General features: G+C 51.6%; 13 protein-coding genes. 6 read left to right on the forward strand and 7 right to left on the reverse strand.

The annotated features are described in order from the left end of the window. Window positions 1-18: 18 nt before the first annotated feature. Window positions 19-318 carry a hypothetical protein gene (locus L2712_RS14400; RefSeq protein WP_088903699.1) on the reverse strand — a complete coding sequence of 100 codons (300 nt, stop codon included), beginning with the start codon at window positions 316-318 and terminating at the stop codon, window positions 19-21. 198 nt (window positions 319-516) lie between these two features. Further along, window positions 517-822, reverse strand: coding sequence for a periplasmic protein (locus tag L2712_RS14405; protein WP_033539036.1), 306 nt, complete (start codon window positions 820-822; stop codon window positions 517-519). Window positions 823-1072: 250 nt separating this feature from the next. Between L2712_RS14405 and L2712_RS14410 the strand changes: the two genes are divergently transcribed. Next, on the forward strand, window positions 1073-1594 hold the full coding sequence (locus L2712_RS14410) for a DUF3016 domain-containing protein (RefSeq protein ID WP_248978176.1): 522 nt from the start codon (window positions 1073-1075) through the stop codon (window positions 1592-1594). Window positions 1595-1610: 16 nt separating this feature from the next. Here L2712_RS14410 and L2712_RS14415 read toward each other — a convergent pair whose 3' ends face one another. Continuing rightward, window positions 1611-3383 (reverse strand): bifunctional diguanylate cyclase/phosphodiesterase, encoded by a 1773-nt coding sequence (locus L2712_RS14415; protein WP_248978177.1) that lies wholly within the window; start codon window positions 3381-3383, stop codon window positions 1611-1613. Window positions 3384-3459: 76 nt separating this feature from the next. Further along, window positions 3460-3771, reverse strand: a complete 312-nt coding sequence (locus L2712_RS14420) for a prephenate dehydrogenase (RefSeq protein ID WP_248978178.1) — start codon at window positions 3769-3771, stop codon at window positions 3460-3462. 48 nt (window positions 3772-3819) lie between these two features. Here L2712_RS14420 and L2712_RS14425 point away from each other — a divergent pair, with 48 nt between their 5' ends. Together L2712_RS14425 and L2712_RS14430 are read left to right on the forward strand one after the other, a co-directional pair. Beyond that, the gene (locus L2712_RS14425; protein ID WP_248978179.1) at window positions 3820-4704 is read left to right on the forward strand and encodes a TraB/GumN family protein; all 885 of its coding nucleotides are present in this window, start codon (window positions 3820-3822) and stop codon (window positions 4702-4704) included. A gap of 118 nt (window positions 4705-4822) precedes the next feature. Beyond that, a complete protein-coding gene (locus L2712_RS14430) occupies window positions 4823-5455 on the forward strand; it encodes a chemotaxis protein CheD (RefSeq protein ID WP_088903704.1) in 633 nt (210 codons plus the stop codon). Here L2712_RS14430 and L2712_RS14435 read toward each other — a convergent pair. Then, a complete protein-coding gene (locus L2712_RS14435) occupies window positions 5452-6231 on the reverse strand; it encodes a methyltransferase (protein WP_248978223.1) in 780 nt (259 codons plus the stop codon). The genes L2712_RS14430 and L2712_RS14435 overlap by 4 nt on opposite strands. A gap of 201 nt (window positions 6232-6432) precedes the next feature. Between L2712_RS14435 and L2712_RS14440 the strand changes: the two genes are divergently transcribed. After that, complete coding sequence (locus tag L2712_RS14440) at window positions 6433-7272, forward strand: MaoC/PaaZ C-terminal domain-containing protein (protein ID WP_248978224.1); 840 nt, start codon at window positions 6433-6435, stop codon at window positions 7270-7272. Between the two features lie 53 nt (window positions 7273-7325). On the opposite strand, the gene L2712_RS14445 is transcribed toward L2712_RS14440, so the two are convergent. Beyond that, window positions 7326-8216 (reverse strand): aldo/keto reductase, encoded by an 891-nt coding sequence (locus tag L2712_RS14445; RefSeq protein ID WP_248978180.1) that lies wholly within the window; start codon window positions 8214-8216, stop codon window positions 7326-7328. A gap of 172 nt (window positions 8217-8388) precedes the next feature. Between L2712_RS14445 and L2712_RS14450 the strand changes: the two genes are divergently transcribed. Beyond that, window positions 8389-10086: a formate--tetrahydrofolate ligase gene (locus L2712_RS14450; RefSeq protein WP_248978181.1), complete on the forward strand. Its 1698-nt coding sequence runs from the start codon at window positions 8389-8391 to the stop codon at window positions 10084-10086. Window positions 10087-10135: 49 nt separating this feature from the next. Here the strand turns inward: L2712_RS14450 and L2712_RS14455 are convergent, their stop codons facing one another. Further along, a complete protein-coding gene (locus L2712_RS14455; RefSeq protein ID WP_248978182.1) occupies window positions 10136-11758 on the reverse strand; it encodes a mechanosensitive ion channel family protein in 1623 nt (540 codons plus the stop codon). A gap of 123 nt (window positions 11759-11881) precedes the next feature. On the opposite strand from L2712_RS14455, the gene L2712_RS14460 reads away from it, so the two are divergent. After that, entirely contained in the window at window positions 11882-12217 is a 336-nt protein-coding gene (locus L2712_RS14460) for a hypothetical protein (protein ID WP_033539027.1), read from the forward strand. Window positions 12218-12296: the final 79 nt, after the last annotated feature.

The raw sequence follows: 12296 nt of genomic DNA on the forward strand, positions 1-12296 counted from the left end.
CAGCCTAGCAGCCTGGGCTTAAAAGCAAACCTGGGTATTGCTGTCGAACTGCAATTCATGCTCGGCACAGGCGCCTTCCATGAACTTTTCTTCGGCCTGTTCTAACTGGGCGTCGAGATCAGACTGGAAGGTATCTAATACCTGATTTTCATTCTCTTCCTGATGCTGATCCAGGATCTGGTAATGCTGCTCAACCGCGGCGCGTTCGCTGTCGGTTAACTCATTGGCGTTGGCGCCTGAAATGAAGGCGAATCCCAGGATGAAGGTGGCCAATAGGGCAATTCTGCCTGAGAATGTTGGACGGATTAGCTTGCTCATGCTCTTAGTTCCAGTCGGTGTCTTAAATTAAGTGGTTGCCGGTATCAGCACCTGCTTGTGCCGTGTTGCACTGGTGGTGGGCGCTGCCGTTTGCGTGGCATCTATTTTAACGGCGATTTCTTGAACCTTAGCTGAACAAAAAAGCAACAGATTAGCTTTTATTCAATTAGCTAAATGCAGTCAACCATTTAGAGGGCGTTAGTGATTTTGCATGGCATCGCACTGGAAGCCCTGACGGCTGTTGTCGAAGCGACATCTGAGTCCACATTCCCATAAGACATCTCCCAGCGTTTTAGATTGCTCTATGGCAAAGGTCTTACAACTTTCATAGTCGTCAAAGTCATCCGTTTTTTTGTAGCGACCCGAGTTATAGCCATGGGCATAGACAAAGGCTGACCAGGTTTCGGGTTGTTGCTGGGTTTCTTCTGCAGTGATCCAGTAGATGACGCCTGCCAGCAGAGCGAAGAGTATGAAGACAAAGAGAATGGGAGTACGATTTTGCATGATTAACCTTGTGTAAAGCATTCACTTGATGAGTTTACCCCAGGCTCGCAGCAAATTGATACAAATTGGGTTAAAACCTGTTTGCTCGGGAGAAAAGGGACCCTCCCACTTGTCCAAAAGGTAACGAGACGATGAAAAGACTCGCGAGCATTTTGTATTAAGCCTATATTCAGGTTAGCTTTTGTACACTGATGGCAATAGGAAACCCTAACCTGTGACCCTTTGCTTGGGCGATTAAGGAGGCGTAATTATGAAGTTTCAATCTCTACTCTTGGTGGGGGCATTGGTGTCGCTGAACCTTGCTGCCGAAGAAGTCAAAGAGAACCCAGTTACCGAGACGGGTGTGGTTAAGATCACCTGGCAAGATGTGGATAGCTATCGCGATGTGAAAGCCGTGGGAGATATTCAGTCCCGCTACGAGCTGCGCGTGTTTGAGACCTTGACCAAAAATCTCAACAAGTCGGCAGAAAAAACACTTAAGCCCACCCAAAGACTGGAAATGGTGGTGACTGATCTCGACTTGGCTGGTGATGTGAGGCCGACTTTTGGCGCCACACCAAATGACATTCGCCTTATTGAAGATATCTATCCGCCGCGAATGACCTTTAGTTATCAGGTATTAGAGGGCGATCAAGTCATTATCGCTGGTGATGAGAAACTCAGAGACATGAGTTTTATGCACACAGTTGGCACCATGAACGATAGACCCCTCAGATATGAGTCTAAGATGCTGAGCAACTGGCTGAAAAAGTCGGTGGAGCCCAAACTTTAGTGCACTGACCCATGGGTTAAGCAAACTTAAGCGGTCGATACATGGCGATCGCAGCGTCGTTGGGCGCAGGTGTAAACAGGCTAAAGCCAGTGATAGTGGCTTTGGCCTGTTTTTTTGCCGCTGCACTGTAGGCTGACAGCCCCTGCTCGTCGCAAAAACGCGTGACTTCCGGCGGCAGTAGTCCGACACAAAGGCTGATTAAGGGATGAGCCTTTAATTGACCCTGTCTGTCTTCGGCCATCATCTGCTGACGTTGCCAGTCGGCCTGATGATAAAACTGCTGCTTATTAGCGTTGAAGCGGTTTAGCAGGTTGCGGCATTGCTCGACAAAGCCATCGCTTGTGCTGATCACCACAAAATCATCGCCGCCAACATGTCCGACAAAATGGTCATCGCCCAGCACTTGTTGCAGGCACAGGGCCAAAGATTGAATTACCTCATCTCCACGGCAGAAACCATAGATATCGTTATAGGGTTTAAAGTGACACAGGTCGAAATAGGCGAGATAAAAGGCGCGATCCTGCAGACGAAGGCGTTGTAACTCCTCCTGGATGGGAATATTGCCCGGCAAGCCGCTCAAGGGGTTGGCATGTCTGGCCATCTTGATGCGTTGTTCCGTGATCTGTTGTAGGAGATCTTTGGTGTGTCCTATGCCTAACAGGCGTTGATCGCGCATCACGATAAAATGCGGGGCCACAGTGCCGTGCTCGGCGGTCAGGCGTTGACTCACTTCAGAGATCGGCGTGCAGGCTGCTACACGGAGCACTTTATCGTTCATCACTTTCACTACAGGACAATTCTCGTGCAACGCCCTGCCATAGGGCGTGCTGAACAGCTCCATCAGTTGCGCCCGGTCGATGACCCCAAGGGGTTGCTGCTGCGCATCGATAATGGCCACTACCTGCAGATGTGGTGAGCGGGTGAAGCGGTTACTCAGCGCCTTGAGTTTAGTCTCGGGCGTGACTGATATGGTGCGGGTTGCCAGGCTCTCAGCCGATTCGGCGTAGCGCGTTTGGCGCTGCTTGATCTCCAAAGGGGCGATTTCCGCCAAGTCTTGAATTGGCTGGGTTTGTGGGCGCCCCAGCAGATATCCCTGACAATAGACTATGCCCAGCTGGGTAAGCAGTGCCAGCTCGGCAGGTGTCTCTATGCCTTCGGCGATCACCTTACAACTCAGGCTTTGACAGAGATCTATGATGGAGCGAACAAACTCTTGTTTGACCGGTGATTGATCGATTTGATGGATAAAGTGTCTATCGATTTTCACATAATCTGGTGCCAGTTCAGACCAGAGTCTCAGCCCTGAGTAGCCAGTACCGAGATCGTCGATGGCGGTAAGAAATCCCTGACTACGGTAGTGGTTGAGGCAATCTTTTAAAAGGTCGATATCATCGGCGGGATACTGCTCCGACAGCTCAATCACTATCTGATCCGGCGATAGTCCCAGCTCCTGCACCAGGCTAAGGGTTAGGCCTTTGGCGTGACTGGGTTCCAGCAGTGCCTTGGGGGAGATGTTGATAAACAGCTTGCCCGGTAGCTCGCGGGCATCGAATTGCCTGATTGAGTGACGACGGCAGATCTCTTCAAGCTCAGACAGGCGCCCCTCGTGGGCCGCAGTTTGAAACAGGGGCACAGGGGAGAAGAGGGCGCTATGTTCAGGGCCTCGGCTCAGGGCCTCGAAGCCGTGCACACGTTGACTGTTGATATTGAAGATGGGCTGAAACAGTACATGGATCTTCTCATTCTCGATGATCTTATCCAGTTCACTGCTCAGGTCGATTGCTGTCATGTGGGGCCGCCTCATATTAAACTTACGGCGATTCTATGACCATGCCATGACAGCAATATGACACTAAAGAATGAGCTTACTTGGCCTGACTCTTAAAGGCTTGCAGGGTCTGCAGCAGTACACCGAGTTTACGCAAAAAGCTTTCCAGCGCTGGGGCCAGAGCTTCAGCGTCGGTCGGAAGTTGGGTCATCTCGTCAGCCAGCTCCTGTACATAGGGGCCGAAGCGGTTGCTACGTGCCTTAAAGCCTTCATCTTGGGTAAAGATGGTGGTGAATTTACCGTGGCCGGCCTTCTTTAATTCATCCAGTTTGGCATCGGCGTCGATCGCCTGGCGATAGGCGACTTGCAGATTTTCTTTCAGTTGCTCTATTAGGTGACTATGTGGCATAACAGCCTCGTATTGAAAAATTTAGCCGAATTATAAGGGGCAAGCCTGATGGCAACAAGTCGACCGCGATTATTAACCATAGGGATGTTACTGCTGACAGGGATATTGTCACTCAATGCGCTGGCAGCTCCTGAAGATAAACCTCCTTTTTATAAAATCAGTTATCAAGACAAACAGGCCTATTTGTTGGGCTCTGTCCATGTTGGGCTGGCTGACTTTTACCCCATGGCGCCTCAGATTGAGGCGGCGTTTGCCGAGGCGGGTGCCTTGGCGGTCGAGGCAGATACCAGCAAGGCTGATATCATGGGGCTTATCCGCCAATATGGGCTGACTCAGGTGACGGCCGATGCCAAGACGCAAGCGCGGATGCAGCGCTTTTGTCAAAACCGCGCCGAGCTTTGCAATCAGCTGCAGCCCTATTCGCCCTGGATGCAGGCGATGCAACTGAGCGTGATGCGCTTTTCGGCGCTGGGATATCAGGCGCAGTGGGGCGTCGATCAGGTGTTACAGGGTAAGAATGGATCGCGCCCGGTTATAGAGCTGGAAAGTACAGAGTTTCAATTTCAGCTGATGGCATCTTTTAATGCCAATACTCAGTGGGAGATGGTGCTTGAGGCGATCGATGCGCCGGACGATGAGATGCAGCAGTTGATTAAGGCTTGGCGCAGTGGTGATGAAGCCGCTTTGGATGACTTGATGCAAGGACAGATGTTACACGATGGCGATCAAGCGCTTATCGATAAGATGCTCTGGCAACGTAACGAGCAGATGACGACCAAGATCCTGTCGCTGATGACGAATCAGACCACGCCGTCACCCTTGTTTGTGGTGTTGGGGGCTGGCCATGTCGTGGGTGACAAGGGGATTCCTGCCAAATTTTCCCGTATTGAGGGCGTTAAGGTACAAAACTGTTGGCAGCAAGCCTGTAATTAGGGCTCAGCGGAAACTCAGTCGCTTAGTCTGTGTTTGGCTATACTGTTAAGCAAGATTACCTTAAGCCGAGTTGTCGCTGAGCGCTTTTAGCTGACACTCAAGGATGCATGGAGGCAAGATGCAGGCTGAAGCGACCCTTTTCCCAGTACGCCCGGAGTTTCAGGCGATCCCCCGCCAATGGGATTCGCGCCATGACGCCGTGGTGGCCCGTGTCGATCCCGGTAGCTTCTACGTCACCGCCCACGATGAATTAATTTTTACTCGCTTGGGGTCCTGTGTGGCCGCCTGTATCTGGGATCCTTTGTTGGGGATTGGCGGTTTAAACCACTTTCTGCTGCCTGAGCGTCAACTGCACGAAGATTGGCATCAGCTCACCAGTTATAGCTGCCGTTATGGTAACTGGGCCATGGAGCAGTTGATCAACAATATATTGAGTCTGGGTGGAATGCGTAATCGACTGAAAGCCAAAGTGTTTGGCGGCGCGCAGATGACGCAGACCAGCGTGCTTAACGTCGGTGAATCTAATATCAGCTTCGTAAAAAACTACCTCAAGACAGAGGCGATAGAGATAGTGAGTGAAGATCTCGGTGGGCCTTGGCCGCGTAAGGTGCTGTTTCACCCCAACAGCGGCAAGGTCAAGTTGATGCGTCTGTCACCGGATCGCATCACCAAGATGATGTCCGAGGAGCAGCGTTATCTCAAGCAGATCGTTACCGCGCAAGAAGATAGCCAGGTGGAGCTGTTCGACTAAAGCCTGCGCGTGATGAAGTGAACGTAGCGCCCCAGGCCTATATAGGCTGGATGCGTCGAGTATTGCAGCTCCATCTCCAGCAGCTGGCTAAAGTCGCTGTTGGGAGGCTGGTGGGTTTTGAGATAATCATGGATCACTCTTACCCCTGACTCTGACACCAGCTCCATCTGCCATTCCTCTACCCATTTTCTGACATCCTGGATATAAAGAGGGTAACTGGGTGTGAGTCCAACCTTCTTCTTTACCTTAAAGTCGGCGGCCACATAATCAAAGTTGCCCGAGATTAGGCTGTGAAAACGCATCGCTTCCTTGTTGTAGAACATTAGCGAAAACAGGCCATCAGGTTTTAATAGCCCTGTGAGATCGCCTAGGGTCTGCTTGGCATCACTGAGCCATTCGGCAACCGCATGGCAGAGGATGAGATCGAACTGGCCAAGTGTCTCTTGGGTCAGGGATTGAATCGGCGCGTGAATCAGGCTGATATCCAAGGTCTCGCCACTGCTCTTTTCATAGGCTTCAATCTGCGACTTGCCCAGAGCCAACATCTCACTGGAGATATCACACAGGGTAACGCTATGGCCGAGTTTGGCCAGTTTCTGGCTGAAGAAACCAAAACCACCGCCGGCGTCCAAAATACGCAATGGCCCCTTGGGCAGCTGTGCCATTGCCTGGGACAGATCACGCCAGAGCACGGCGGCACGCACTTCGCCCTTTGGGGTACCATAGATATTTTTGGCAAATTTACCGGCTAATGCATCGAAGTTTTTGTCTTGCACTGGGTGACGTCTCATGGGAAAGCAGAGTGATAACAGGGAGGCTATTTTGCCATAGCGCCGTGCCACGCGCATTAAAGAGACTTAAGGTTTAGGTAAAAAGCGTGATTTTGGGGTATAATCGCGCGCTTGCAATTTTAGGCAGAGTAAAGTTTGAAGGGTTTGGATAGCGTGGATAAAGAAATTTGTGTTGAACTAAAGGCGATGCCGTCGTTGTTGTCGCTTTATCGCAAGATCTTTTTTGGCCGAAAGCCAGGCTGGGATGAGCAACCTCTACCCCATGTCAAAGTGACCTGTCCACAGGTGGCTGTGCGTGCCGATAAGGTCGCTCAATACGCTAAGGTCTGCGGTTTCGAATTTGATGGCCAGCAGCTTCCTCTGACCTATCTTTACGTCATGGTGTTTCGTCTGCATGCCAGCATCTTTACCTTAGATGCGATTACCTTTCCCTTGCTGGGAATGATCCACCTGAAGAACAGCATCACACAGTACCGCACCACTCGCGTGGACGAACAGTTCGATCTCGAGTGTGAGTTGACCAGTAGTCAGATGACAGACTCAGGTCTGGAGTTTGAACTGGTATCGCGCGCCTTTGTGGCTGGCGAACTGGTGTGGGAGTCGCTGTCGACCTATCTCTATCGTATCGAGGGTAATGGCAAGCGTGTCCGTCCGCCTAAGGCAAGCCCTATGAGTTGGGAAAATCCGATCAACTGGGAGTTGAGCGAAGATCTTGGTCGCCGTTATGCAAAGGCATCGGGCGACTATAACCTTATTCACCTTCACCCTGTGCTTTCTAAGCGTTTCGGTTTCGATCGCGTTCTGGCCCATGGCATGTGGTCCAAGGCAAGAAGTGTGGCCCAGCTGATGCCAAAGATAGGTGACAAGCCCTGTACCGTCGAGGTGGCCTTTAAGTTGCCTTTGCTGATGCCAGCCAAGGTGAGCTTCGACTCTGAGACCGAAGAAGCCGGCGGCTTGATGTTTGAATTACGTGACGCTAAGGGGCGTAGACCTCACCTGACAGGTCAGGTGAAGTTTCACGACTAAGCTCGTATCTGAATCGTTAAAAGCCAGCATCTTGCTGGCTTTTTTGATCTTGCTTAGGGGACGCTATGGCCGGTGGAGGCTTGCCAGATGCTAAACCACTCCTGCCTGTCCAGGCTTATCTCGCTAGCGGCGACCGCAGCACTGATGCGGCTTAAGTTACCACTGCCAATGATGGGCTTAGGTTTGGCTGGCAGAGCCATTACCCAGGCATAGATGATCTGGCTGATATCATCGGTGCCATGATTCGCGGCAATCTGACTCAGGGTCTGACGTAGCCTTTGGGCACGTTCACTCTGGCTATTGAAGATCTCACCGCCCCCCAGACAAGACCAGGCCATAGGCGAGCAGCGGTACTGCTGGCATTGGTCCAGGGTGCCATCGCTTAGTGTGTGCATGGCGAGCGGCGAGATTTCTAGCTGATTGGTGACCAGAGGTCGCTCCAGCCTAGACTGCAATAGATCGAACTGGGATGGCGTAAAATTGGATACCCCAAAGTGTTGCACCTTACCGGTTTGATAGAGCTGCTCGAAGGCCTGTGCCACCTCGTCGGCATTCATCAGGGGATCTGGCCTGTGGATCAACAACAGGTCTATCTCCTCGACCTGCAGGGCGCGCAGTGAGTTGTCGACGCTCGAGAGGATATGCTGGTAGCTGGTGTCATAGTGATTGACGTAGCGATCGGGCGTCGAGGCAAAGGCGGGCTTGATACCGCACTTGGTGACTATCTGCATCTGTTGCCTTAGTGAAGGTTTGAGGGCCAGGGCGCGGCCAAACAGCTTTTCACAGCTGTATTCGCCATAGATGTCGGCGTGATCCATGCAGGTCACGCCTAGGCTGAGGTAGTGTTCAATCAGTGCCAGGGTCTGTTGTGGCGATTGCTGCCAGCTATCGAGACGCCAAAAACCGGCGATAAAGGGGGAAAGTGTAAAGCTTTGCTGACTCATCTGAGGCTCCGTTTGGATTAATTTTTTTCACTAATAATCATTTTATTGATTTAGATTCATAAATCCTTAATTAACGCTGACAGTGGCAATGAATAGGTTTGTTGCGAGCACTATTTACTCTATATTCGCTTCAGCTCGCTTTTTTCCTCTCTTATTTATCGTAGGAGCCCATATGCTGACTGACATCGAAATCTCACGCCAAGCCAGCTTACAACCCATAGAAAATATCGCCCAGGCTTTCGGGATCTTGCCAAATGAATTAACCCCTTACGGCAAGACTAAGGCCAAGGTCGATCTGACCATCACCGACAGAATCAAAGATAACAAACAAGGTAAGTTAGTGATAGTCACCGCGGTGACGCCGACCCCTTTTGGTGAAGGTAAAACCGTAACCAGTATCGGCCTTACCCAAGGCCTCCAAGCCATAGGTAAGAAAAGCTGTGCCTGTATTCGCCAGCCGAGTATGGGCCCAGTGTTCGGCATTAAGGGCGGTGCCGCCGGTGGTGGCATGGCTCAGGTGGTGCCGATGGAAGACTTAAACTTGCACCTAACCGGCGACATTCATGCGGTGACCAGCGCCCATAACTTGGCGGCAGCCGCCATTGATGCGCGTCTCTATCATGAGCAGCGCTTGGGCTGTGATGCCTTTCGTGAGCAATCGGGGCTCGAGCCGCTAAATATCGATCCCGAGCAGATCCTGTGGCGCCGGGTGGTGGACCAGAATGAACGTAGCCTGCGTACCATCACTGTGGGTTTAGGTGAGGTCAATGGGCCTGTACACCAGGGAGGCTTCGATATCAGCGCCGCCTCTGAGCTCATGGCCATCTTGGCACTGAGCCGGGATCTCAAAGATCTGCGTGATAGAATCGGCCGCATTGTGCTGGCGCAAAATACCGAAGGTGACTATATCAGCGCCGAGGATCTTGGGGTGGCTGGTGCCATGACAGCCATCATGAGTCAGGCTATCTCACCGACCCTGATGCAAACGCTAAGCGGTGCCCCTTGTCTTATCCATGCAGGTCCTTTTGCTAATATCGCCCACGGTAACTCCTCGATCATTGCCGATGATATCGCCTTGAAGCTGGCAGATATCGTGGTGACCGAGGGGGGCTTTGGCTCCGACATGGGCTTTGAGAAGTTTTGTAATATCAAGGCGCGTCAGTCGGGCAAGGCGCCTGATGCTGCCGTATTGGTGGTGACCATTAAGGCGCTAAAGTCACACGTCAGTGACGAAGGCTTAAGCGAGATGGATAAGCTTGCTGCCGGTTATGCCAACCTCAGCTGGCATATCGCCAATGTGGGTAAGTATGGTTTGCCTGTCGTGGTGGCGATCAACCGATTTGCCGACGATACAGAGCAAGAGCTTAACTGGTTAAGGGAGCGCGCGCTGCAAGAGGGTGTGTTTGCCTGTGAGATCTGTGAGGCCTTTGCTCAAGGTGCCGAGGGCGCTGTGGACTTGGCCCATGCGGTCGTGCGCGCCACCGAGGAGCCCAATCATTTCCATCATCTCTATGATACGGATCAGTCCATTGAAGCTAAGTTGCTGACCATTGCCGAGGCCGGTTATGGTGCCAGTGGCATTAGGTTATCCGATAAGGCCAAGTCGCAGCTGGCTCAGTTGCAGCTCCAGGGTTATGACAAGCTGGCGCTTTGTATCGCCAAGACGCCTATGTCGGTTAGCCATGATCCTAAGCTTAAGGGCGCGCCGCAAGGCTTTGAACTGCCCATCACTGAACTTAAGTTGAATGCTGGCGCCGGGTTTATCACGGCGTTAGTGGGTAAGGTGATGACTATGCCAGGTTTGGGGATCCGTCCCGGCTATTTGAATATCGATATCGATGAGCGCGGTGAGATAACCGGCCTAGCCTGATTAGGACAATAGAGTAAAAAAAGCGCCTGCATTGCAGGCGCTTTTGGTTTTATTTGTCTGTCTGATAGATATGGACATCTCGCTGCGGGAACGGAATCGAGATCTTCTCCTCGTCGAAACGCATCTTCACCGCTCGGGTAATATCCCAGTAAACATCCCAGTAATCTTCCGGTTTCACCCAAGGGCGCACCACAAAGTCCACCGAGGACTCGCCAAGCAGGTGTAACTTCACCGTTGGCTCAGGCTGCTTAAGCACCTTAGGATGCTTATCCACTATGCCACGCAGCACAGTTTCGGCCTTCTCTATGTTATCGCCGTAACCTATGCCGAAGGTCATGTCGACGCGGCGTTGATGCTCAACGGTAATATTGTTGATGGTGTCACCCCAGATCTTGTTGTTGGGGATGATCAAACGCTGGTTGTCCAGGGTCTTGATGGTGGTCGATACCAGACTCATCTGACTTACCCTGCCCGTCACGCCGGCGGCATTGATCAGATCGCCGACGTCATAGGGGCGATAGATGAGGATCATCATGCCCGAGGCGAAGTTTGATAGTGTGTCTTGCAGGGCAAAACCTATGATGACACCGGCAACCCCGAAACCTGCCAGTAGTGGACCAATCTCAAAGCCTAGTTGTGACAGGGCGATCATCAGTCCCAGAGCAAATACCGTCTTGCTCGACAGCGAGATGAAGAAGTCTTGCAGTAGCTTGCTAAATTTAAGCTTGGAGTTGCTGACCATCTTCTTAACGATCCGCTGCACCACCTTGCCCGCTAGGTGAGCGAGGAAGAGGATAAGCAGAAAGATAAACAGCTTAAACAGCAGGCCTGGCCCATTGTCCAGTGCCTGACTTTTAGCCTTGCTCCACCACTGATCCAGCAGGTTGCTGGCGACATCGACATTGAGTACATCTTGGGTGATATCTCCCGAGATGCTAAACAGGGTCTGTTTTAGGTTGGCCGTATCCTGGTTGAGGCCATCAAGTAGTTCGATTGCCATCGACAGGCTGGTGCTGGTGAGGCTGAGGCGCTCATTGAGGTTGGTGACCAGTGCCTTTTGTTCGCTGGTGACATCCTTACCCGCCTTGGAGGCTTCGTCCACCGCTAGCTTGAGCTTGTCCTGGGTAAAATGAACCAGGCTGTTGAGCATGTCTGAACGTTTTAACAGCTGCTCGGTCAGTTTCGCCTTAGCTGCTTGGGTATCTTCGCCTAGGGTGCTTAACCAGGTGAGCGTCTCATACTTAACACTGAGGATCTCGTCGCGCTCCCGGTCACGCATCGCCAATTTATACATGACGTTGGTATCATCATTTTTGCCAAGCTGTTGTTTAAATTGAGCGATATCATCGGCGTAGTAGTGACTCACCTTGTCGATAAAGGCCAGATGCTTTTGCACTAAAGGTAACAGCTGCTCTTTATCCAGTGGCTCTTGGCCCATCAATAACTTGAGCTTGTCGTGCAGCTGCTGGGCATGTTCCTTAATGCGGTACTCGATAAACTGCTTCATCTCACCATGTGTATTGGCAAGTTTAGCGATATCTGAATCTATGGTGTGTTGCAGTTGGGTCAGTTCGACAAAGGGTTGTGGGGGCTGGGTAGTCTCTTGGGCGTTGGCGGGCAAGTTTGCCAGTGCCATTATCGCCATCAGAGCCAAGGCTAGGGTGCGTAACATAATATCCGTCCTGTGTTAGCTAGTGCAGCGATCATAATCTCTTCTACCTGCGCTGTAAATTGACAACTCGGCGCGGCGCAATCTGGTAGACTAGCACTCTTTAGCTTAATTCGAGAATTTGTTGTGTTGTGTCCTCATTGTAGTCACTCTTTTCGCGCCGATCGTGTTGCTGCCCAACGTGGCAAGGGGCTAGCGTCTCAGATCCAATGTCCTCATTGTGATGCATGGCTAGGGAAGAGTGCCATCTTGATGCGATTGAAGATCTTAGGGTTTTATCTGGGCCTATCGATGTTGCTCGTGGGCTACTTTATGCCCGAGTGGCGTAACCTCACGACAGCGGTAGCGATTTTTTCGGCAATGATACTCTTGGTAAGTCATATGATGGACCATCTCAAGGTGATGCAGGCGCCGCCACAAAAAGTGGTGGATGACAGTGAACACAGGCGGAAGTATCGTTAATCCCAGCACAATAACGTGAGTGCAATGACGTAAGTGCTGTTACGGTAAGTGTCATCGCGCATTGAGTGGTTTAGCAGAA

The sequence above is a fragment of the Shewanella marisflavi genome, from assembly GCF_023283925.1.
Classification (GTDB): domain Bacteria; phylum Pseudomonadota; class Gammaproteobacteria; order Enterobacterales; family Shewanellaceae; genus Shewanella; species Shewanella marisflavi.